General features: G+C 36.1%; 34 protein-coding genes. 1 reads left to right on the top strand and 33 read right to left on the bottom strand.

Annotation, left to right across the window (positions count from 1 at the left end; genetic code table 11):
* Positions 1–55: 55 nt before the first annotated feature.
* The 33 genes from carA to rpsL all read right to left on the bottom strand — a co-directional run bounded on the left by carA (position 56) and on the right by rpsL (position 18,392).
* Complete coding sequence (gene carA, locus DCS95_RS08935; RefSeq protein WP_116770924.1) at positions 56–1,183, bottom strand: glutamine-hydrolyzing carbamoyl-phosphate synthase small subunit; 1,128 nt, start codon at positions 1,181–1,183, stop codon at positions 56–58.
* Between the two features lie 96 nt (positions 1,184–1,279).
* On the bottom strand, positions 1,280–1,834 hold the full coding sequence (gene rplQ / locus DCS95_RS08930; RefSeq protein ID WP_116770439.1) for a 50S ribosomal protein L17: 555 nt from the start codon (positions 1,832–1,834) through the stop codon (positions 1,280–1,282).
* Positions 1,835–1,893: 59 nt separating this feature from the next.
* Positions 1,894–2,886: a DNA-directed RNA polymerase subunit alpha gene (locus DCS95_RS08925; RefSeq protein ID WP_058103813.1), complete on the bottom strand. Its 993-nt coding sequence runs from the start codon at positions 2,884–2,886 to the stop codon at positions 1,894–1,896.
* Positions 2,887–2,903: 17 nt separating this feature from the next.
* On the bottom strand, positions 2,904–3,509 hold the full coding sequence (gene rpsD / locus DCS95_RS08920) for a 30S ribosomal protein S4 (protein ID WP_116770438.1): 606 nt from the start codon (positions 3,507–3,509) through the stop codon (positions 2,904–2,906).
* Between the two features lie 88 nt (positions 3,510–3,597).
* Positions 3,598–3,990 (bottom strand): 30S ribosomal protein S11, encoded by a 393-nt coding sequence (gene rpsK / locus DCS95_RS08915; RefSeq protein WP_027064807.1) that lies wholly within the window; start codon positions 3,988–3,990, stop codon positions 3,598–3,600.
* A gap of 9 nt (positions 3,991–3,999) precedes the next feature.
* The gene (gene rpsM, locus DCS95_RS08910; protein ID WP_116770437.1) at positions 4,000–4,374 is read right to left on the bottom strand and encodes a 30S ribosomal protein S13; all 375 of its coding nucleotides are present in this window, start codon (positions 4,372–4,374) and stop codon (positions 4,000–4,002) included.
* A 2-nt stretch (positions 4,375–4,376) separates the two neighbouring features.
* A complete protein-coding gene (gene ykgO, locus DCS95_RS08905; protein WP_013305171.1) occupies positions 4,377–4,493 on the bottom strand; it encodes a type B 50S ribosomal protein L36 in 117 nt (38 codons plus the stop codon).
* Between the two features lie 8 nt (positions 4,494–4,501).
* Positions 4,502–4,717, bottom strand: a complete 216-nt coding sequence (gene infA, locus DCS95_RS08900) for a translation initiation factor IF-1 (protein ID WP_013305172.1) — start codon at positions 4,715–4,717, stop codon at positions 4,502–4,504.
* Between the two features lie 3 nt (positions 4,718–4,720).
* Positions 4,721–6,064, bottom strand: a complete 1,344-nt coding sequence (gene secY / locus DCS95_RS08895; RefSeq protein ID WP_058103815.1) for a preprotein translocase subunit SecY — start codon at positions 6,062–6,064, stop codon at positions 4,721–4,723.
* 14 nt (positions 6,065–6,078) lie between these two features.
* Entirely contained in the window at positions 6,079–6,531 is a 453-nt protein-coding gene (gene rplO / locus DCS95_RS08890) for a 50S ribosomal protein L15 (protein WP_116770436.1), read from the bottom strand.
* Positions 6,532–6,543: 12 nt separating this feature from the next.
* Entirely contained in the window at positions 6,544–6,723 is a 180-nt protein-coding gene (rpmD, locus tag DCS95_RS08885) for a 50S ribosomal protein L30 (RefSeq protein WP_027064811.1), read from the bottom strand.
* 10 nt (positions 6,724–6,733) lie between these two features.
* Entirely contained in the window at positions 6,734–7,258 is a 525-nt protein-coding gene (gene rpsE / locus DCS95_RS08880) for a 30S ribosomal protein S5 (protein ID WP_116770435.1), read from the bottom strand.
* Between the two features lie 9 nt (positions 7,259–7,267).
* A complete protein-coding gene (gene rplR, locus DCS95_RS08875) occupies positions 7,268–7,624 on the bottom strand; it encodes a 50S ribosomal protein L18 (protein ID WP_058103818.1) in 357 nt (118 codons plus the stop codon).
* A gap of 12 nt (positions 7,625–7,636) precedes the next feature.
* Positions 7,637–8,179 (bottom strand): 50S ribosomal protein L6, encoded by a 543-nt coding sequence (gene rplF / locus DCS95_RS08870; RefSeq protein ID WP_058103819.1) that lies wholly within the window; start codon positions 8,177–8,179, stop codon positions 7,637–7,639.
* A 19-nt stretch (positions 8,180–8,198) separates the two neighbouring features.
* The gene (gene rpsH, locus DCS95_RS08865; protein WP_058103820.1) at positions 8,199–8,597 is read right to left on the bottom strand and encodes a 30S ribosomal protein S8; all 399 of its coding nucleotides are present in this window, start codon (positions 8,595–8,597) and stop codon (positions 8,199–8,201) included.
* A gap of 66 nt (positions 8,598–8,663) precedes the next feature.
* Positions 8,664–8,933, bottom strand: coding sequence for a 30S ribosomal protein S14 (gene rpsN, locus DCS95_RS08860; protein ID WP_116770434.1), 270 nt, complete (start codon positions 8,931–8,933; stop codon positions 8,664–8,666).
* A gap of 1 nt (position 8,934) precedes the next feature.
* Positions 8,935–9,486 carry a 50S ribosomal protein L5 gene (gene rplE / locus DCS95_RS08855; protein ID WP_058103822.1) on the bottom strand — a complete coding sequence of 184 codons (552 nt, stop codon included), beginning with the start codon at positions 9,484–9,486 and terminating at the stop codon, positions 8,935–8,937.
* A 2-nt stretch (positions 9,487–9,488) separates the two neighbouring features.
* On the bottom strand, positions 9,489–9,803 hold the full coding sequence (gene rplX, locus DCS95_RS08850; protein WP_116770433.1) for a 50S ribosomal protein L24: 315 nt from the start codon (positions 9,801–9,803) through the stop codon (positions 9,489–9,491).
* A gap of 13 nt (positions 9,804–9,816) precedes the next feature.
* Complete coding sequence (gene rplN / locus DCS95_RS08845) at positions 9,817–10,185, bottom strand: 50S ribosomal protein L14 (protein WP_027064819.1); 369 nt, start codon at positions 10,183–10,185, stop codon at positions 9,817–9,819.
* Between the two features lie 3 nt (positions 10,186–10,188).
* The gene (gene rpsQ, locus DCS95_RS08840; protein WP_027064820.1) at positions 10,189–10,446 is read right to left on the bottom strand and encodes a 30S ribosomal protein S17; all 258 of its coding nucleotides are present in this window, start codon (positions 10,444–10,446) and stop codon (positions 10,189–10,191) included.
* Positions 10,447–10,458: 12 nt separating this feature from the next.
* Positions 10,459–10,650, bottom strand: coding sequence for a 50S ribosomal protein L29 (rpmC, locus tag DCS95_RS08835; RefSeq protein ID WP_116770432.1), 192 nt, complete (start codon positions 10,648–10,650; stop codon positions 10,459–10,461).
* 12 nt (positions 10,651–10,662) lie between these two features.
* Entirely contained in the window at positions 10,663–11,091 is a 429-nt protein-coding gene (rplP, locus tag DCS95_RS08830) for a 50S ribosomal protein L16 (protein WP_036152144.1), read from the bottom strand.
* A gap of 20 nt (positions 11,092–11,111) precedes the next feature.
* Positions 11,112–11,828: a 30S ribosomal protein S3 gene (gene rpsC / locus DCS95_RS08825; RefSeq protein ID WP_058103826.1), complete on the bottom strand. Its 717-nt coding sequence runs from the start codon at positions 11,826–11,828 to the stop codon at positions 11,112–11,114.
* A 1-nt stretch (position 11,829) separates the two neighbouring features.
* Complete coding sequence (gene rplV / locus DCS95_RS08820; protein WP_116770431.1) at positions 11,830–12,237, bottom strand: 50S ribosomal protein L22; 408 nt, start codon at positions 12,235–12,237, stop codon at positions 11,830–11,832.
* Between the two features lie 3 nt (positions 12,238–12,240).
* A complete protein-coding gene (gene rpsS, locus DCS95_RS08815) occupies positions 12,241–12,519 on the bottom strand; it encodes a 30S ribosomal protein S19 (RefSeq protein WP_036152139.1) in 279 nt (92 codons plus the stop codon).
* Positions 12,520–12,533: 14 nt separating this feature from the next.
* Complete coding sequence (rplB, locus tag DCS95_RS08810; protein ID WP_116770430.1) at positions 12,534–13,358, bottom strand: 50S ribosomal protein L2; 825 nt, start codon at positions 13,356–13,358, stop codon at positions 12,534–12,536.
* 9 nt (positions 13,359–13,367) lie between these two features.
* Positions 13,368–13,658, bottom strand: coding sequence for a 50S ribosomal protein L23 (rplW, locus tag DCS95_RS08805; protein ID WP_073242596.1), 291 nt, complete (start codon positions 13,656–13,658; stop codon positions 13,368–13,370).
* A 4-nt stretch (positions 13,659–13,662) separates the two neighbouring features.
* On the bottom strand, positions 13,663–14,295 hold the full coding sequence (gene rplD, locus DCS95_RS08800; RefSeq protein WP_058103829.1) for a 50S ribosomal protein L4: 633 nt from the start codon (positions 14,293–14,295) through the stop codon (positions 13,663–13,665).
* A gap of 5 nt (positions 14,296–14,300) precedes the next feature.
* The gene (gene rplC, locus DCS95_RS08795) at positions 14,301–14,918 is read right to left on the bottom strand and encodes a 50S ribosomal protein L3 (protein ID WP_116770429.1); all 618 of its coding nucleotides are present in this window, start codon (positions 14,916–14,918) and stop codon (positions 14,301–14,303) included.
* A 145-nt stretch (positions 14,919–15,063) separates the two neighbouring features.
* Positions 15,064–15,369 (bottom strand): 30S ribosomal protein S10, encoded by a 306-nt coding sequence (gene rpsJ / locus DCS95_RS08790; RefSeq protein ID WP_007094989.1) that lies wholly within the window; start codon positions 15,367–15,369, stop codon positions 15,064–15,066.
* Between the two features lie 9 nt (positions 15,370–15,378).
* Positions 15,379–17,511 carry an elongation factor G gene (gene fusA / locus DCS95_RS08785; protein ID WP_116770428.1) on the bottom strand — a complete coding sequence of 711 codons (2,133 nt, stop codon included), beginning with the start codon at positions 17,509–17,511 and terminating at the stop codon, positions 15,379–15,381.
* A 6-nt stretch (positions 17,512–17,517) separates the two neighbouring features.
* Entirely contained in the window at positions 17,518–17,994 is a 477-nt protein-coding gene (gene rpsG / locus DCS95_RS08780) for a 30S ribosomal protein S7 (RefSeq protein WP_116770427.1), read from the bottom strand.
* A gap of 23 nt (positions 17,995–18,017) precedes the next feature.
* A complete protein-coding gene (gene rpsL, locus DCS95_RS08775) occupies positions 18,018–18,392 on the bottom strand; it encodes a 30S ribosomal protein S12 (RefSeq protein ID WP_036152127.1) in 375 nt (124 codons plus the stop codon).
* A gap of 400 nt (positions 18,393–18,792) precedes the next feature.
* Here rpsL and DCS95_RS08770 point away from each other — a divergent pair, with 400 nt between their 5' ends.
* Positions 18,793–22,026, top strand: a complete 3,234-nt coding sequence (locus DCS95_RS08770) for a SusC/RagA family TonB-linked outer membrane protein (protein ID WP_116770426.1) — start codon at positions 18,793–18,795, stop codon at positions 22,024–22,026.
* The last annotated feature ends 5 nt before the right edge of the window (positions 22,027–22,031 follow it).

Here is a 22,031-nt window from a genome sequence, read left to right as displayed (position 1 = left end):
AGGGAAATCACTGGGTTTGTTTGAACCCAAGATTTCCCAATTAAATAATGTTTATTTAAACTATTTCGTTATGTTTTGAACTTTTCTCGATCAATTTGAAAAAATCATCAAATAGATAATCGGCATCGTGAGGACCAGGACTAGCTTCTGGGTGATATTGCACAGAAAAAACATCCTTATTCTTCATTTTTATACCGGCAACCGTTTTATCATTTAGATGCGTATGTGTAATCTCTAAATTGGTATTTGCTTCGGTTTCCTCTCTATTAATTGCAAATCCGTGATTTTGTGAAGTAATTTCTCCTTTACCCGTTATCAGATTTAAAATCGGATGATTAATTCCTCTATGACCATTATGCATTTTATAGGTTGAAACACCATTTGCCAAAGCTAAAACTTGATGTCCTAAACAAATTCCAAAAAGTGGTTTATCTGTTTCTATCATTTTCTTAACAGCAGTAATAGCATCAACTAAGGGCTCTGGATCTCCAGGACCATTAGATATGAAATAAGCATCAGGATTCCACGAAGACATCTCCTCAAAACTACTATTATAGGGAAACACTTTTACATAAGCGCCTCTTTTCACAAGATTTCTTAAAATATTTTTCTTGATTCCAATATCCAATGCAGCTATTTTAAAGGTCGCATTTTCATCCCCTACAAAATAGGCTTCTTTGGTAGATACTTTAGAAGCTAGCTCCAGTCCTTCCATGCTTGGCACTTCACTTAAACGCTTTTTTAAATCTTCTACATTATCAACCTCAGTAGATATTACCGCATTCATGGCTCCATTATCCCTAATATAACTAACCAAAGCACGTGTATCTACATCAGATATTGCAAAAAGTCCGTTTTGTTCTAAAAAGCCTTGAAGACTATCATCTGCTAAAGGTCTAGAATATTCATAACTAAAATTTCTACAAACCAAACCAGAAATTTTTATGGATTCCGATTCTATTTCATCTTTGTTTACACCATAATTACCAATATGCGCATTTGTAGTAACCATTATCTGACCAAAATAAGAAGGATCTGTAAAAATCTCTTGATAACCGGTCATGCCCGTATTAAAACATACCTCACCAAAAGCAGTACCTTCTTTATCCCCTACTGACTTACCATAAAAGATAGTTCCGTCGGCAAGTAATATTAGTGCTTTTCTCTTTGCTTGATATTTCATTTTGTACTTATAATTTATTTCGTTAACAAAAAAACATAAAAAAAAGGATAAGCTAGAAAGCTTATCCTTTTTCATTATTAATATTTATTGACAATGTTATTCCTTTGAATCATCTGTCTTAGCTTCTGTATCAGTTTGCGCTTCAGCTTCAGGCTTTGCTTCTTCTACTACTTTAGTTTCTTTCTCTACAGAAGTAGCTTCAGTATTAGTAGAACCAGACCTTCTACTTCTTCTAGTAGATTTTTTCTTAGGCTTACCAGCATTGTACAATTCGTTGAAGTCAACCAATTCTATCATTGCCATATCAGCGTTATCACCTAAACGATTACCTAACTTGATAATTCTAGTGTAACCACCTGGTCTGTCTGCTACTTTTTCAGAAACAACACTGAATAATTCAGTAACTGCATTCTTATCACGAAGGTTTTTAAAAACGATACGTCTGTTGTGTGTACCTTTTTCAGCACTAACGTTGTTTTCTGCTTTTGATTTAGTAATCAAAGGCTCAACAAATTGTTTTAAAGCTTTTGCTTTTGCAACAGTAGTGTTGATTCTTTTATGCTCGATCAAAGAACAAGCCATGTTTGCTAACATTGCTTTTCTGTGAGCAGTTTTTCTACCTAAGTGGTTAACTTTTTTACCGTGTCTCATGTTTTTGTTTTATCATCTTGCTACCAAACTCGATAGAACGAGGAGCAAAATATGATTATTTAATCTTTATCTAATTTGTATTTTGATAAATCCATACCAAAACTTAAACCTTTGTTTATAACAAGTTCTTCAAGTTCCGTTAAAGATTTTTTACCGAAGTTTCTAAACTTCATTAAATCGTTCTTATTAAAAGAAACTAAATCACCTAAAGTATCTACTTCAGCAGCTTTTAAACAGTTTAGTGCACGAACAGAAAGGTCCATATCTACTAATTTAGTTTTCAATAATTGCCTCATATGTAAAGACTCTTCATCATAAGTCTCTGTTTGAGCAATTTCATCGGCTTCTAAAGTGATACGCTCATCTGAGAATAACATGAAGTGATGAATAAGAACTTTTGCCGCCTCGGTCAAAGCATCCTTAGGATGGATTGATCCATCAGAAGAGATTTCAAAAACCAATTTTTCATAATCCGTTTTTTGCTCTACACGAAAGTTTTCGATACTGTACTTTACATTTTTTATAGGTGTAAAGATAGAATCAACAGCTATAGTACCTAATGGAGCGCCAGATTTTCTGTTCTCTTCAGCAGGTACATATCCTCTACCTTTCTCAATAGTAATCTCCATATTGATGCTTACTTTAGCATCCATATTACAGATAACTAAATCTGGATTCAGTACTTGATATCCAGAAATGAATTTTTGAAAATCACCGGCAGTCAATTGATTCTTTCCACTAACTGAAATTGAAACAACTTCAGCTTCAGAATCTTCTATTTGTTTCTTGAAACGTACTTGTTTCAAGTTTAATATAATCTCTGTTACATCTTCAACAACGCCAGGAATCATTGAGAACTCATGCTCTACTTTATCTATCCTAACCGAAGTAATTGCATGCCCTTCTAATGAAGACAGCAATACTCGTCTTAATGCATTCCCAACAGTTAATCCATAACCAGGTTCCAAAGGGCGAAATTCAAACTTCCCTTCGAAATCAGAGGAATCGATCATTATTACTTTATCGGGTTTCTGAAAATTAAATAATGCCATAATTGGATCGTTGTTGTTTATTTAGAGTATAACTCCACAATTAATTGTTCTTTGATATTTTCTGGAATTTGCATTCTTTCAGGAATTGAAACATATGTTCCTTCCTTCTTTTCGCTATTCCAAGAAATCCACTCATACACCGCATTGTTTGCAGCTAATGAATCTTGTATACTTTGTAATGACTTAGATTTCTCTCTAACACCAACAACATCTCCTGCTTTTAATGAATAAGAAGGAATATTAACCAACTCACCATTAACCGTAATGTGTCTATGAGAAACCAATTGTCTTGCACCGCTTCTAGTTGGAGAAATACCCATTCTGTAAACCACGTTATCTAAACGAGACTCACATAATTGAAGTAAAATTTCACCAGCAACACCTTCTTTTCTCTTTGCAGTCTGGAATAGGTTTCTAAATTGCTTTTCTAAAATACCGTAAGTATATTTAGCTTTTTGTTTCTCCATTAATTGAACAGAGTACTCAGATTTTTTACCTCTTCTTCTGTTGTTACCGTGTTGTCCTGGAGGGTAATTTTTCTTTTCGAAAGATTTATCGTCTCCGAAAATTGCTTCGCCGAATTTACGAGCGATCTTTGATTTTGGTCCTGTATATCTTGCCATTTTCTAAAAATTTGAAAGTGAGATTATGAATTAAGGCTTATCCTTCGATAATCGTAATTACACTTTCGGTGAAATTATTTGTAATTAATTAAACTCTTCTTCTTTTTGGAGGTCTACATCCATTGTGAGGCATTGGAGTAACATCAATAATTTCAGTTACTTCTATACCTGCATTATGTAAAGATCTAATTGCAGATTCTCTTCCGTTACCAGGACCTTTTACATAAACCTTTACTTTTCTCAAACCTGCTTCATGAGCAACTTTTGAGCAATCCTCTGCAGCTACTTGAGCAGCATAAGGTGTATTTTTCTTAGATCCTCTAAAACCTAATTTACCAGCAGATGACCAAGAAATAACATCTCCCTTTTTATTTGTCAAAGAGATAATGATATTGTTGAAAGAAGCGCTAATATGTGCTTCACCAACAGAATCAACTATAACTTTACGTTTCTTGGTAACTTTAGTACTTGCCTTTGCCATACCTAATTATTATTTAGTCGCTTTCTTCTTGTTAGCAACTGTTTTACGCTTTCCTTTTCTAGTTCTAGAGTTGTTCTTAGTTCGCTGACCCCTTAAAGGTAAACCTGATCTATGACGAATTCCTCTATAACAACCAATATCCATTAAACGCTTAATGTTCAATTGGGTTTCAGAACGTAATTCACCTTCAATCGTAAATTGAGAAACAGCTTCTCTGATACGTCCTATTTCATCATCATTCCAATCAGAAACCTTAGTATCTTCGCTAACTTGGGCTTTACTCAATATTTCTTGCGACCTACTTCTTCCAATTCCAAAAATGTAGGTTAAGGCGATAACACCTCTCTTTTGTTTTGGTATATCTATACCTGCGATTCTTGCCATAATTACCCTTGTCTTTGTTTAAATCTAGGATTCTTTTTGTTGATTACGTACAACCTGCCTTTTCTGCGAACAATCTTGCAGTCGGCACTTCTCTTCTTAACTGATGCTCTTACTTTCATCTTGTATCTTAGTATCTATATGTAATTCTTGCTTTTGTAAGGTCATACGGACTCATCTCCAATTTCACCTTATCTCCAGGTAATAGTTTTATATAGTGCATACGCATCTTACCTGAAATATGCGCTGTTACCACATGTCCATTCTCCAGTTCTACACGAAACATTGCATTTGATAATGCTTCAATGATAGATCCATCTTGTTCTATTGCTGCCTGCTTAGCCATAAATTATGCTACTTTTCTATTTTTACCGGTTTTCATTAAACCATCATAATGTCTGTTCAACAAATACGAATTTACCTGTTGCACTGTATCTATAGCAACACCCACCATAATTAAAAGGGAAGTACCACCATAAAATAACGCCCATCCAGCCTGAACATCCATCAACTTTACCACCACCGCTGGTAAAATAGCCAGCAAAGCTAAGAAAATAGATCCAGGTAACGTTATTAAAGACATAATCTTATCTAAATAATCTCCAGTTTCTTTACCAGGACGTATTCCTGGGATAAAACCACCACTTCTTTTTAAGTCATCTGCCATTTTATTGGTAGGAACCGTAATCGCAGTATAAAAATATGTGAAGATTATAATCAATATTGCAAAAAGTAAATTGTAAGCCCATCCGAAAATGTCGCTAAACTGAACTTGCATCCACTGTCCAAATGAAGTATCATCAAAAGCTCCACCAATCATACCAGGCACGAACATTATAGCTTGTGCGAATATAATTGGCATTACGCCAGAAGCATTTAACTTCAATGGTATGTACTGTCTAGAACCCATTATATTCTTTTCGTAGCCACCAGAAGCGGTACGTCTAGCATATTGAACAGGAATTTGTCTTGTAGCCATCACTAAAAGTATACAAGCCAAAATAACCAAGAACCAAATTATAACTTCTATCAATATGAACATTAGTCCACCATTATTATTAGTTGTTCTAGATATAAATTCTTGAACAAAAGATTGAGGCATTGTTGCGATAATACCGATCATAATCAATAATGATATACCATTACCAATACCCTTGTCGGTTATTTTCTCACCTAACCACATTGCAAATACAGTACCTGTTACTAAAATTATAACAGCAGGAACCATAAAATCAAGTCCTTTTCCTAATAAAAATGCACTATCCCTTACACCAAAGGCTTCTAAACCATATAAGTAAGCAGGCGCTTGAACAATACAAATACCGATGGTCAACCATCTAGTTATTTGATTGATTGTCTTACGACCACTTTCACCTTCTTTCTGTAATTTTTGAAGATAAGGAATTGCAATACCCATCAACTGAACTACAATGGAAGCAGAGATATAAGGCATTATACCTAATGCAAAAACAGAAGCGTTGGCAAAAGCCCCTCCTGTAAATGCATTTAAAAGACCAAATATACCTTGATCAGTGCCATCAGTTAACCCACCTAGTTGTGTTGAATCTATACCCGGAAGTACGATTTGACAACCAAAACGATAAACCAACAAAAGACCTAGTGTAATAAGAATTCTATTTCTTAGCTCTTCTATCTTCCAAATATTGGATATTGTATCAATAAAATTCTTCATGCTCTCGTTTATGCTTACAAACTTATTGCTTCACCACCTGTTGCCTCAATAGCTGCTTTGGCAGATGCTGTAAATTTATGTACTGAAACTTTAAGAGAAGCTTTTAATTCGCCATTTCCTAAAATTTTCACTAAATCATTCTTACCTACTAAACCATTTTCAATTAAGATGTCTAAAGACACTTCATCAGTTATGATCTTATTATCAACAAGCTCTTGTAACTTTTCTAAGTTGATACCTTGGTAATTTTTACGGTTAATGTTCGTAAAACCAAATTTAGGTACACGACGTTGCAAAGGCATTTGACCACCTTCAAAACCAATTTTCTTAGAATAACCAGATCTTGATTTTGCTCCTTTATGCCCTCTTGCAGCAGTTCCACCTTTACCAGAACCCTGACCTCTTCCAAGGCGTTTTCCGTCTCTATTTACTGAACCTTCTGCAGGCTGTAGACTATGTAAACCCATTTTATTCTTAATTTAAGCCTCCTCAGTGGAAACTAAATGTTTAACTTTATTTATCATTCCAAGAATGTTAGGAGTATCATCATGCTCAACTACCTGTCCTATTCTCTTCAAACCAAGAGCCTCCAAAGTTCTTTTTTGATTTTGAGGTTTCTTAATTCCGCTTTTTACCTGTGTAACTTTAATCTTTGCCATAATTTTCCTCTTAGCCTTTAAATACTTTTTCTAAAGAAACACCTCTTTGTGATGCAATGGTTTTCGCATCCCTAAGTTGCAATAAAGCATCGAAAGTAGCTTTAACAACATTATGTGGGTTCGAAGAACCTTGGGATTTTGACAATACATCATGTACACCTACAGATTCAAGTACTGATCTTACAGCACCCCCAGCAATAACACCGGTACCATGAGATGCAGGCTGAATATACACTCTAGCCCCACCAAATTTACCTTTTTGCTCATGAGGTAAAGTTCCCTTGTTCAAAGGAATACGTACTAAATTCTTTTTACCATCTTCAATTGCTTTTGCAATTGCCGTAGCAACTTCTTTAGATTTACCTAAACCGTGACCTACAACACCATTTTCATCACCTACAACAACAATTGCAGAAAAACCGAATGCTCTACCACCTTTTGTTACCTTAGTTACACGTTGAATACCAACTAATTTATCTTTTAAATCTAAACCACCTGGCTTAACAGTTTCTACGTTTTTATATTTTTGGAACATACTAGTATATTAGAATTTTAGACCTGCTTCTCTTGCACCTTCAGCTAGAGATTTAACTCTACCATGATACAAATTACCCCCTCTATCAAAAGCTACTTTATCTAAACCAGCTTTTACAGATTTCTCAGCGATTGTTTTACCAACCAAAGCAGCAATCTCGGTTTTATTTCCTTTTACTTTTGCAATATCCTTATCTCTTGAAGAAGCAGATACTAAAGTGACTCCTTTAACGTCGTCTATAACTTGAGCGTAAATTTCGCTATTACTTCTAAATACAGATAACCTAGGTCTTGCTGCAGTTCCAGAAGAAACCTTTCGAATTCTACGACGGATTCTTAATTTTCTTTGTGTTTTTGATAATCCCATAATATCCTATTATTAAGCTGACTTACCAGCTTTTCTTCTTAATATTTCACCTACAAACTTGATACCTTTCCCTTTGTATGGCTCTGGCTTACGGAAAGATCTTATTTTCGCTGCAATATGACCAACTAACTGCTTGTCATGTGAAGTCAGCTTTACGATAGGATTCTTACCCTTTTCTGATATAGTTTCAACCTTCACCTCTGGTGCCAAGTCAAAAACAATGTTGTGAGAGAAACCTAAAGCCAAATCAAGTTTTTGACCTTGATTGCTTGCTCTATATCCAACCCCAACTAATTCCAATTCTTTGGTCCATCCTTTAGAAACACCTTCTACCATGTTAGTGATAAGTGATCTATACAAACCGTGTTTAGCTTTATGCTCTTTAGAATCTGAAGGTCTTGTTACCCAAGCCTGACCATCTTCTACTTTAATCGCTACGCCAGAGAATTCTTGAGTCAATTCACCTAATTTTCCTTTAACAGAAATAATATTGTCATTGATTTCAATTGTAACTCCTTCTGGAATTGCGACTGGATTATTACCTATTCTAGACATTTTCTAAATCTTTAATCAATTAATAAACGTAGCACAAAACTTCACCACCAACTTTCTCTGCCTTGGCCTGCTTGCTAGTCATTACACCATGTGATGTAGAAACAATTGCAATACCTAAACCATTTAATACACGTGGCAATTCTTCACTGCCAGCATATTTTCTAAGACCAGGCTTACTTATACGCTGTATTTTCTTGATAACAGGCTCTTTTGTAAGCTTATCATATTTCAAAGCTATCTTTATAGAACCTTGAACCTTGTCTTCTTCAAACTTATAACTTAAAATATACCCTTGATCGAATAATATTTTAGTTATCTCTTTCTTTAGATTTGACGCAGGGATTTCAACAACCCTATGTCCCGCTCTACTAGCGTTTCTAACTCTCGTTAGGTAATCTGCAATAGTATCTGTTACCATGTATATATAATTCGGAGACGGTTTTCAGCAATTAAGCCAAACCTGAATCCATTAATAATTCTTTTCTTACCAGCTAGCTTTCTTAACTCCTGGAATTAATCCAGCGTTAGCCATCTCTCTAAACATTACCCTAGAAATACCAAAAGTTCTCATGTAACCTTTTGGTCTACCAGTTAATTTACATCTATTGTGCAAACGTACCGGAGAAGCATTTTTAGGTAATTTCTGTAACGCTTCATAATCGCCAGCTTCTTTCAAAGCTTTACGTTTCTCAGCATATTTTGCTACAGTTCTTTCCCTTTTTCTCTCACGGGCTTTCATTGATTCCTTAGCCATACTAATTCTTTTTAAAAGGTAATCCTAATTCTGTTAATAATGATTTCGCTTCTTTATCCGTATTGGCAGAAGTTACAAATGTAATATCCATACCGTTAATTCTATTGATTTTATCAATATTAACTTCTGGAAATATAATCTGTTCCGTAATACCTAAGTTATAATTTCCACGACCATCAAAACCAGTAGCTTTAATACCTTGAAAATCTCTTACACGTGGTAAAGCAGAAGTAACCAAACGATCTAAAAATTCGTACATACGCTCACCTCTTAAGGTAACTTTTGCACCAATTGGCATACCTTTTCTTAATTTAAAGGCAGCAACATCTTTTTTAGACATTGTAGCAACAGCTTTCTGACCGGTAATCATAGTCATTTCATCTATTGCATGGTCAATAAGTTTCTTGTCAGCAACAGCAGCTCCAACTCCTCTACTCATTACTATCTTTTCTAACTTAGGAACCTGCATTACATTACTGTAACCAAACTCTTCGGTAAGGGCAGCTATAATTCGCTCCTTATACTCTTTCTTTAATCTTGCAACGTATGCCATAACTAAATTACTTCATTGGATTTTTTGGAAACCCTAACTTTTTTACCATCTCTAACTTCGTAACCCACTCTAGTTACATCTCCAGATTTACTGTCGATTAAAGCTAGGTTAGAAATATGGATTAAAGCTTCTTTTTTTACAATACCACCTTGAGGGTTTTTAGCACTAGGCTTCTCATGTTTAGATACCATATTGGCACCTTCTACGATGGCTTTATTTTTCTCAAGATCCACACGCATTACTTTACCTTCTGTACCTTTATGGTCACCAGCAGTAATTCTTACCGTATCTCCTGTTTTGATTTTCAACTTTTTCATCTTGTCCGTTATATTATAATACCTCTGGGGCCAATGATACAATCTTCATGAACTGCTTATCCCTAAGCTCTCTTGCTACAGGTCCAAAAACACGAGTTCCTCTCATTTCTCCGGCAGGATTCAATAACACACAAGCGTTATCATCAAATCTGATATAAGACCCATCAGGTCTTCTAACCTCTTTCTTTGTACGAACTACAACAGCAGTTGATACCGCACCTTTTTTGATACCTCCGTTCGGAGTAGCTTCTTTAACGGTAACAACTATTTTATCACCTATTGAAGCATATCTTCTTTTGGTACCACCAAGAACACGGATAGTTAAAACTTCCTTTGCTCCGGTGTTATCCGCTACTTTTAGTCTAGATTCTTGCTGTAACATAACTTATTTAGCTCTTTCTAAGATTTCTACTAATCTCCAACATTTGGTTTTACTCATAGGACGAGTCTCCATGATCTTTACAGTATCACCAATGTTACAATCGTTCTTTTCGTCATGTGCAACATACTTCTTTGTCTTCAAAACGAATTTACCGTACATAGGATGTTTTACTCTTTTTACTTCAGCAATTACAATAGATTTCTCCATTTTATTACTAGTAACAACTCCTACTCTTTCTTTTCTTAAGTTTCTTTTCTCCATAAAGCCCACCAATTATTGGTTCTCCCTATTAGTTAATTCAGTCGCTAATCTTGCTACCGTTCTCCTTACTTTTCTAATCTGAAGTGGATTTTCTAACGGAGTTACAAAATGCGCAATTTTCAAATCTGAATGTTGCTTCTTGTACTCGGCTAATTTCTCCGTAAGTCCTTCCACAGACATTTCTTTAATCTCTTGTTTTTTCATTATTCCTTACGTTTAATTTCCAGCCTCGTAATCACGAGCTACAATAAATTTAGTTTTAACAGGAAGTTTTTGAGCCGCCAATCTTAAAGCTTCTTTTGCTACTTCCATAGGAACTCCGGCCACTTCGAACATAATTCTACCTGGCTTTACCACGGCTACGAAATATTCTGGCGCACCCTTACCTTTACCCATACGTACTTCTAATGGTTTTTTGGTAATCGGCTTGTCCGGAAATATTTTAATCCACAATTGACCTTCCCTTTTCATAAATCTAGTAGCAGCAATACGCGCAGCTTCTATTTGACGTGAAGTTAAAAATGCAGCATCATCAACATTCTTTATACCGAACATACCATTTGAAAGTTGGTGTCCTCTTCCAGCAAGACCTTTCATACGGCCTTTCTGCATCTTACGGAACTTTGTTCTTTTCGGTTGTAACATTACTTTAGTTCTTTAAAAAATTACTTTCTACGACGTTGTTTTCTTCCACCTTCTTGCTTACCACCTTTAGAAGAATCCTTTTGCATTCCTACTAATGGAGATAATTCTCTTTTACCGTAAACCTCACCTTTCATAATCCAAACTTTAATACCTAGTTTACCATATGTAGTTTGAGCTTCCTGTAAAGCATAATCAATATCAGCTCTAAAGGTCGATAATGGAATTCTACCATCTTTATACGATTCTGAACGTGCCATTTCAGCACCATTCAATCTACCAGAGATTTGAATCTTAATTCCTTCGGCATTCATACGCATTGCTGCAGCGATTGCCATTTTTATTGCTCTTCTAAAAGAAATTCTACTTTCAATTTGACGAGCTACACTTGCCGCAACCAAATTAGCGTCAAGTTCTGGTCTCTTTATTTCAAAAATGTTGATTTGAACCTCCTTATTAGTGATCTTTTTCAACTCTTCCTTCAACTTATCAACTTCTTGACCACCTTTACCAATAATGATACCAGGTCTTGCAGTTGTTACTGTTACAGTAATAAGTTTTAAGGTACGCTCTATTATAACTCTTGAAACACTAGCCTTAGAAAGTCTTGCATGAATATACTTACGTATTTTATCATCCTCAGCCAATTTATCTCCGTAATCGTTTCCACCATACCAGTTAGACTCCCAACCTCTGATGATTCCTAGACGATTTCCTATTGGATTTGTTTTCTGTCCCATTCTAGTTTTCTGTTATATTTTTTGACCCTAAAACCAATGTAACATGGTTTGAACGTTTTCTAATTCTGTGCGCTCTACCTTGTGGAGCAGGACGCAATCTCTTAAGCATAGCACCGCTATCAACTCTAATCTCAGCAACAATCAAATCTGCATCCTCTAAATTTGCATCTTCGTTTTTTGCTTGCCAATTAGCCAAAGCTGAAAGTAACAACTTCTCTAATTTTCTAGAAGCCTCTTTCGGATTGAACCTCAATATAGCTAATGCTTGCTCTACTTTTACACCACGAATTAAATCAGCAACTAAGCGCATTTTTCTAGGTGAAGTAGGACAGTTGTTCAACTTAGCGAAAGCCACTTTTTTCTTCTCAGCCTTAATTCTTTCGGCCATCTGTTTTTTACGAACTCCCATAGCTTACTTTTTTCCTTTGTTTTTTGCACCTGCGTGACCTCTAAAAGATCTAGTAGGTGAAAATTCCCCAAGTTTATGTCCTACCATATTTTCTGTTACAAAAACAGGTACAAATTGTTTTCCGTTATGAACCGCTATCGTCATCCCAACAAAATCAGGAGTAATCATAGAAGCTCTTGACCATGTTTTGATTACCGATTTTTTACCGGATGATACACTTTGTTGGATTTTTTTCTCCAAACTATAGTGAACGTATGGTCCTTTTTTTAGTGAACGTGCCATTTCTTTCTACTTTTTTATTTCTTTCTACGTTCTATTATATACTTATTGGTGCTCTTGGTCTTCGTACGAGTTCTAAAACCTTTTGCAGGTATACCGTTTCTCGATCTTGGATGACCACCTGAAGCTCTACCTTCACCACCACCCATTGGATGATCCACAGGGTTCATAGCTACCGGTCTAGTTCTAGGTCTTCTACCCAACCATCTACTTCTACCAGCCTTACCTGATACCAATAACTGATGGTCAGAGTTAGAAATAGCTCCAATTGTCGCAAGACAACCAGAAAGAATTAATCTTGTTTCACCTGATGGCATTTTTACAGTAACAAACTTACCATCCTTTGCCATTAACTGAGCAAATGTTCCAGCACTACGCGCCATAACAGCACCTTGCCCAGGTCTAAGCTCAATACATGAAATTATAGTACCTAATGGAATCTCACTTAAAGGAAGAGCATTTCCGATCTCAGGAGCCACATCAGTACCAGCAGAAACCTGCTGACCTACCTGTAATCCATTTTGAGCGATAACATAACGCTTTTCACCATCCGCATATTCCAAAAGAGCAATAAATGCAGTTCTATTTGGATCGTACTCAATAGTTTTAACAGTAGCAAGCACACCTTGCTTATCTCTTTTAAAATCTATTACACGATACCTTCTTTTATGACCTCCACCTTTTTGGCGCATGGTCATTTTTCCTTGACTGTTTCTACCTCCGGACTTTTTTAACGGAGCAAGCAAGCTTTTTTCCGGCTTATCAGCAGTAATGGCGTCAAATCCATTTACTACTCTAAAACGCTGCCCTGGAGTGATTGGTTTTAATTTTCTAACTGACATTTCTTGTCTTTATAGATTACTGTAAAAATCGATAATATCACCTTCTACAACATCAACAATTGCCTTCTTAATTGCATTTGTCTTACCATGCTGTACACCAGTTTTTGTATATCTGGATTTTCTTGTAGGCCCGTAATTCATTGTACGAACCTTCTTCACAGAAACACCATAAGTAGCTTCAACCGCATCTTTGATCTGCAACTTGTTAGCCTTAGGGTCAACTACGAATCCATAACGGTTATTCAACTCGCTATCAGCAGTCATTTTTTCCGTTATAATTGGTTTTATCAACACACTCATGATATTATTGTTTATTTAAATTCGATTCAATTCCCTCTAAAGAGCTCTCTAACAACACCACACTATTAGCATGAAGAATTTTGTAAGTACTTAATTCTGAGTTAGTTATAACTTCCGACCCTTTAAAATTACGCGAAGACAAATATACACCTTTATTTGAATCACCCAACACTATTAAAGACTTTTTATTCTCAAGACCTAATGTCTTTAAAACACCAACAAAATCTTTTGTTTTTGGAGTATCAAAATCAAAGTCTTCAACTACTAAAATTGCATTTTCTTTAGACTTTAATGTCAATGCAGATTTTCTTGCCAAACGCTTCAAGTTTTTATTCAACTTTTGGCTATAATCTTTAGGTCTAGGTCCGAATATTCTACCACCACCTCTAAAAACCGGTGATTTAATACTACCTGCTCTTGCAGTACCTGTACCTTTTTGCTTCTTTATCTTTCTAGTACTACCAGCTATTTCAGCCCTTTCCTTAGCTTTATGCGTACCTTGTCTTTGATGAGCCAAATACTGCTTAACATCAAGGTAAACTGCATGCTCGTTAGGCTCTATAGCGAAAACATCATCAGAAAGGTTTGCCTTTCTACCTGTGTCTTTTCCTTTAATATCTAAAACTGCTACTTTCATTACATCTACCTTTGTATAGTTACATAAGCATTCTTATGGCCCGGAACACAACCTTTAACTACTAAAAGATTCTTTTCTGGAACTACTTTTAAAACTCTAAGGTTTTGAACCGTAACACGGTCCGTACCCATTCTACCGGCCATTTTCATACCCTTGAATACTCTTGCAGGATATGACGCAGCACCAATAGAACCAGGAGCTCTAAGTCTGTTATGCTGACCGTGCGTTGCTTGACCAACACCACCAAAACCGTGACGCTTCACAACACCTTGAAAACCTTTTCCTTTAGATGTACCAATTACATCTACGAACTGACCTTCTTCGAAAACATCAACACCTACAGTGTCGCCTAATTTAAAATCACCTTCAAAATCTTGAAACTCAACGACTTTTTTCTTAGGAGAAGCACCTGCTTTTTTAAAATGGCCTAATTCAGCCTTATTAGCACGACTTTCTGCCTTGTCATCGAAACCAAGTTGAAGGGCACTATACCCGTCTACCTCTTCGGTTCTGACTTGGGTAACTACACATGGTCCAGCCTCAATAACGGTACAAGGAATGTTCTTTCCGTTCTCGTCAAAAATACTAGTCATGCCTACTTTCTTTCCTATTAACCCAGACATACTTATTTATATTAATTATTACTTATTAAATTCTTTTCAAAAAAATAGGGTCAAAATAATTTAACCCTAAATTATTTTTTCCGTTTTTCCCTCGCACGCAGCTTAGGACATGTAGCCCAACTCTTTTAATAGAGATGGACATTAATTACACCTTGATCTCTACCTCAACACCACTTGGAAGCTCTAACTTCATTAGTGCATCAATAGTCTTAGATGAAGAGCTATAAATATCCAATAATCTCTTATAAGAACTTAATTGAAATTGCTCTCTTGATTTTTTATTCACGTGTGGTGAACGTAAAACCGTAAATATCTTTTTATGCGTTGGTAAAGGAATTGGTCCTGTTACAACAGCACCGGTAGTTTTTACCGTTTTTACAATCTTTTCAGCAGACTTATCCACCAAATTGTGATCGTAAGATTTTAGTTTTATTCTAATTTTCTGACTCATGTCCTAAATTTATGCTGTTATACCTTTTGCTGCTTTGATCACTTCTTCTGAAATATTAGAAGGAGTTTCTGCATAATGTGAAAATTCCATTGTTGAAGTTGCACGACCCGAAGACAATGTTCTCAACGAAGTAACATAACCGAACATCTCAGATAAAGGTACAGTACCTTTAACCACTTTTGCCCCAGCTCTATCACTCATATCACCAATAGTACCTCTACGTCTATTTAAATCTCCAACGATATCACCCATGTTTTCTTCAGGAGTAATAACCTCTAATTTCATAATAGGCTCCATAATTACGGCACCAGCAGCTTTACCAGCAGCTTTATACCCCATTTTAGCAGCTAATTCGAAAGAAAGAGCATCTGAATCCACAGGGTGGAAAGATCCATCCTTAAGAACAACTTTCATGGAATCCATTTCATATCCAGCCAAAGGTCCGTTTTGCATAGCAACGGTAAATCCTTTTTCTACAGATGGTATAAATTCTTTTGGAATACGACCACCTTTAATCTCATCAACAAACTGTAACCCATCTCCTTCGAAATCCGCATCAGCAGGACCCATTTCGAAAACAATGTCACCAAATTTACCACGACCACCAGACTGCTTTTTATAAGTTTCTCTATGTGATGCAGTTTTTGTTAATGCTTCTTTATATTCAACTTGCGGCTCACCTTGGCTAACCTCAACTTTAAATTCTCTTTTAAGACGATCAACGATAATATCTAAGTGAAGCTCACCCATACCAGATATAATAGTCTGCCCTGATGCTTCATCGGTTCTAACCGTAAAAGTTGGATCCTCTTCGGCCAATTTTCCTAAGGCCATACCTAACTTATCTACATCCGCCTTAGTTTTAGGCTCTACAGCAATACCAATTACCGGCTCTGGGAAATCCATACTCTCTAAAACGATAGGATGTTTTTCGTCAGACATAGTATCACCTGTTTTAATATCCTTAAAACCTACAGCAGCACCAATATCACCAGCTTCGATATAATCGATAGCATTTTGTTTATTGGAGTGCATTTGATAAATACGTGAAATACGCTCTTTTTTACCTGAACGGTTATTCAATATATAAGAACCAGCATCTAAACGACCAGAATATGTTCTAAAGAACGCCAATCTACCCACAAAAGGATCGGTAGCAATCTTAAATGCCAAAGCCGAAAAAGGCTCTTTTACATTAGGCTTACGCTTTTCAACAGCACCTGTATCTGGGTTTGTACCTTCAATATCATCCTTATCCACTGGAGAAGGCAAATATCTACAAACAGCATCCAATAAAAACTGAACACCCTTGTTCTTAAATGAAGAACCACATATCATAGGAATAATCGCGCGATCCATAACCGCAGCTCTTAAAGCAGCATGAACTTCTTCTTCAGTAATAGAATCCTCGTCTTCGAAGAATTTCTCCATCAACTCCTCATCATATTCCGCAACAGCTTCGATCAAGGCAGCTCTATACTCCTTAACCTCTGCTTTCATATCTTCTGGAATGTCGATAACATCAAATGTTGAACCGAAACCTTCATCGTGCCATACAATTGCTCTGTTCTTTGCCAAATCAACGATGCCTTTAAAATCAGCCTCTTCACCAATAGGCAAAACAATTGGAACTGCATTTGAACCCAACATTTCCTTAACTTGCTTACAAACCATAAGGAAATTAGAACCTTGACGGTCCATTTTGTTCACGAAACCAATTCTTGGAACCTTATAATTATCAGCCAATCTCCAGTTAGTTTCAGATTGAGGCTCTACACCATCAACAGCACTAAACAAAAAGACCAAACCATCCAAAACACGCAAAGAACGATTCACCTCAACGGTAAAATCAACGTGTCCAGGAGTATCAATAATATTAAAGTGATAATCCTTTGTATCGGGCAATTCTTTTGCATTTTCCAAAGGAAACTTCCATGTACATGTAGTAGCAGCAGAAGTAATTGTAATACCTCTTTCTTGCTCCTGCTCCATCCAGTCCATAGTCGCAGCACCATCATGTACCTCACCTATTTTATGACTAACACCCGTATAAAAAAGAATACGTTCAGTAGTAGTAGTTTTTCCAGCATCAATATGTGCTGCAATACCAATATTTCTTGTAAATTTTAAATCTCTTGCCATGTCTATTTAGAATCTAAAGTGCGAAAATGCTTTGTTTGCCTCAGCCATCTTGTGCGTATCGACTCTTTTCTTAACAGCTGCACCTTCTTCTTTGGCAGCCGCTAAGATTTCTCCAGCCAACTTTTGAGCCATACCTTTTTCATTACGCTTTCTAGCATAACTGATCAACCACTTCATAGCTGTTGATATTTTACGGTCTGGTCTAATTTGCATTGGAATCTGAAATGTTGCACCACCAACTCTTCTACTTCTAACTTCAACGTGAGGCATAACATTACTTAATGCATCCTTCCAAAGCTCTAAAGCTGTTTTTTCATCGTCGGTCTTTTTAGCATCTACGATATCTATTGCATCGTAAAAAACACCAAAAGCAACTGATTTTTTACCATCCCACATCATCATATTGACGAAACGCGTCACCAATTGATCATTAAATCTTGGATCTGGTAAAAGTGGTCTTTTCTTTGCCTGTCTTTTTCTCATTACTTCGTTTTAAACAAGTTTAATTACTTCTTTGGACGCTTTGCACCATATTTTGATCTACGTTGTGTTCTACCGGCCACACCTGCTGTGTCCAATGCACCACGTACAATATGATACCTAACTCCTGGTAAATCTTTAACTCTTCCGCCTCTTACTAATACTATCGAGTGCTCTTGCAAATTGTGACCCTCACCAGGTATGTAAGCATTCACTTCCTTACCATTTGTCAACCTAACCCTTGCTACTTTTCTCATAGCTGAATTTGGTTTCTTTGGCGTGGTAGTATAAACACGTGTACAAACACCCCTTCTTTGAGGACACGAATCCAAAGCAGCCGATTTACTCTTCTTAGTAATCGTCTCTCTTCCTATTCGTACTAATTGTGATATTGTTGGCATACTATAATAATATATAAAAATTACCCCTACTTTAAGGGTCGGCAAATGTAGTCATATTTCGGTAAAATTCAAATCATTATGAATTTATTTTTATTTTTTTTTAATCCCAACAAATTTACTCACAAAATACACTGTTAAAACAACCTTAATTTATTTAAAACTCCACGTAAATTCCCATACAATTTTCACTTTAAATTAAACGCAGGTTTTTTGGACTTTTTCTGCAGAATTATGAATATGATAAAAAAAACCGTGTTGAATTATATAACTTTAAATATGGATCGTGTTTAATATGTAACTCCGAATTTTATAACAAGTTCTTAAAGTTTTATTAAAATTATCTTGCATTATTAACACATTATTATGAAGTTTGTCGCTAGCTAATTCAAATAATTTAAAAATGAGAACAAAACTAAATGGATTGTTAACGCTACTATTGGCGTTAGTTGTGCATATTTCTTTTGCACAGCAAAAAACAGTTTCCGGTACGGTTACTGATCAGGGAGGGCTTCCTTTGCCCGGGGTTAACATCGTAGTTGAAGGTACCACTACTGGTACTCAAACAGATTTTGATGGTAACTATTCCATTATGGCCTCACAAGGCGAAACATTATTATTTACTTACATCGGTCAGAAAGCCGTGAGACAATCGGTTGGTGCCGGTAGTACAGTAAATGTGCAAATGGAAGAAGATGCACAAGCACTGGAAGAAGTGGTTGTAACCGCTCAAGGTATTAAACGTGAGAAAAAAGCTTTAGGTTTTGCAGTATCATCTGTAGACGAAGAAGATTTGGAGTCTCGTTCTGAAGGTGATGTTGCCCGTGTACTTTCGGGAAAAGCGTCTGGTGTACAGATTACCGCTGCAGGTGGTATGTCTGGTTCTGCGACGAATGTTGTAGTAAGGGGTTTAAGTTCCTTTAGTGGAAGTAACCAAGCTCTTTTTGTTGTTGATGGTGTACCTTTTAGTAGTGATACTAACGCACAGGATACAAATGGTGGTGGTTCTAACTTTTTAACCGGTAACACTGGTTCTTCAAGATTTTTAGATTTAGATCCAAACAACATTGCTAAAATCGAAGTTTTAAAAGGTCTTGCAGCTGCAACACTTTATGGTTCTCAAGGTAAAAATGGTGTAATTCTAATTACTACTAAAGCAGGTTCCGCTGTTGGTGGTAAGAAGAAAACTGAAATTACAGTTAACCAATCTTACTTTGTTAACGAATTTGCTTCATTACCCGATTACCAAGATGAATACGGTAATGGTTTTGATCAAGCATTTGGTTGGTTCTTTAGTAATTGGGGACCAAGTTTTGAAGAAAGCGGCCTTTCAGGTTGGGGAAGACAATCTGCAATTGATGAAAATGGAACTTTAGAGCACCCATATAGTAGTACAGCAGTTGCTGCTACTAGAGAAGCATTTCCTGAATTACAAGGAACAAGATATGATTGGAAACCTTACGATTCTGTTGAAGATTACTTTAAGCCAGGTTCAGTAAGTTCTACCTCTGTTAACATTAATGGTGCTTCTGAAGATGGAAATACAACTTTCAACGCTAACTTTGGTTATTTAGACGATGAATCTTTCGTTCCAGGTAACGGTTTAACAAGAGCCAACATTTCTTTGGGAGGTAGATCTAAACTATCAAACAGGTTTACTGTTTCTGGTGCTATGAACTACTCTAGAACTGACTATAGTTCACCTCCAATTGCGGCAAGTGAAGGTAACGGTACAACTGGTCTATCAATTTTTGGTAATATATATTTTACACCACGAAGTGTAGATTTATTAGGATTACCTTACCAAAACCCAATTGATGGTTCTAGTGTATACTATAGAAATGGTAACGATATCATTAACCCACGTTGGACTGAAAATAACGTAAAATACTCTCAGTTAACAACACGTGTTTTCTGGAATGCTTCTGTACAATATGACATCAATGATAACCTAAACATGACCTATAGAGCAGGTTTAGATTATTATAACGAAAGAAATGAACAATACTCTAATAAGGGTGGTGTTGCATTTACAAGTGCAATATTTGGTTTCTTGAATACCTATGATAACAATAATACGATTTGGGACCACTATTTAGCCCTTAATGGTAATTATGATTTATCTGAAAAATTAGGTTTGTCATTCAACGCAGGTGCTACAACAAGATCTACAACTTTTGATCAGCAGGGTGTTGCTAGTACTGGTCAAATTGTATTTGACATACAGAGACATTTTAACTACTCTAACCAATCCCCTATTCAATATTCTGAAAAAAGAAATATTGCTGGTTTATTAGGACAGGTTACTTTGGACTACGACAACATGTTATTCCTTACAGCATCTACTAGAACTGACTGGGTTTCTAACTTAACTACAGAAAACAACAGTCAAACATATCCAAGTGCTAGTGCATCTTTCTTGCCTACTGCTGCTTGGCCTGGTATTAAATCTGAAAAAGGTCTTAACTTCTTGAAATTAAGAGCTGGTTTAGGACAGTCTGCGACTTTCCCAACTGCTTATCCAACTGTTAGTGTTGTCGAGCAAAATACGCAAGTATATGGTGAAGGCGGTGAAGTTACAACCAACCAGGTTGCTGCTTTTAAAGCTAATCCTGACTTAAAACCTGAGCTATTATCCGAATTTGAAGTAGGATTTGAATCTAAATTCTTTAACAATAGAGTTTCTTTAGATTTCACATATTTTGACAGAACTACAAAAGACTTGATCGTTAGAGAGCCTCTTTCTCCTTCAACCGGTTTTACTTTCACACAAAGTAACGTAGGTAAAATAGAAGGTGATGGTATTGAAATAGATTTAGGTGTTGACTGGGTAAGAGGTGACAACTTCAACTGGAACACAAGAGCTAACTTCACTAAAAACAAATTTATAGTAACTGAGCAAGAGCAAGATATCATTATCTATGCTGGTAGTTCAACTTTATCAGTAGGTGGTAACGCCGCAATTAAAGGTGAGCAGTTAGGTGTTATTGTAGGTGATGCAATTGCAAGAGATGCGGATGGCAACTTCTTAATTGATGATGGTGGTGATTATGTAACTACAGAGGTAGATGCTAATGGTAATGTTCCAATCATCGGTAACCCAAACCCTGATTATATTATGAACATCATAAACTCTCTTTCTTACAAGAATTGGAATTTAGGTTTTCAAATTAGTCATACCAAAGGTGGTGACATAGTTTCTAACACTATTGGTACATTATTAGGTAGAGGTTTAATTACTGAAACTTTAGATAGAGAGAACACTTATATTTTACCTGGTGTATCTCAGAGCACTGGAGAAGTAAACAATAAGCAGATCAATAACTCTACTTACTACTTCAACAACATCTTATTCGGACCAACAGAATTAAAAGTTTATGATGCTTCTGTAGTACGTTTACAAGAACTTTCTTTAGGATACACTTTCCCTGCAAAAGCATTAGAAAGAACTCCTTTCGGTTCATTGACAATCACTGCCCAAGGATTTAACCTTTGGTATGATGCTTACAACACACCAGATGGAGCTAACTTCGATCCAAACATTCAAGGTGCTGGTGTTGGTAACTCTCAAGGTTTTGACTTTATCAACGGTCCAAGTTCTAGAAGATATGGAGTTAGTATTAAAGCAACCTTTTAAAAATT

It is taken from the genome of Maribacter litoralis (genome assembly GCF_003075045.1).
Classification (GTDB): Bacteria; Bacteroidota; Bacteroidia; order Flavobacteriales; family Flavobacteriaceae; genus Maribacter; species Maribacter litoralis.
The sequence above is the reverse complement of the archived record's forward strand: the minus strand, read 5'-3'. Positions and strand labels throughout refer to the sequence as shown.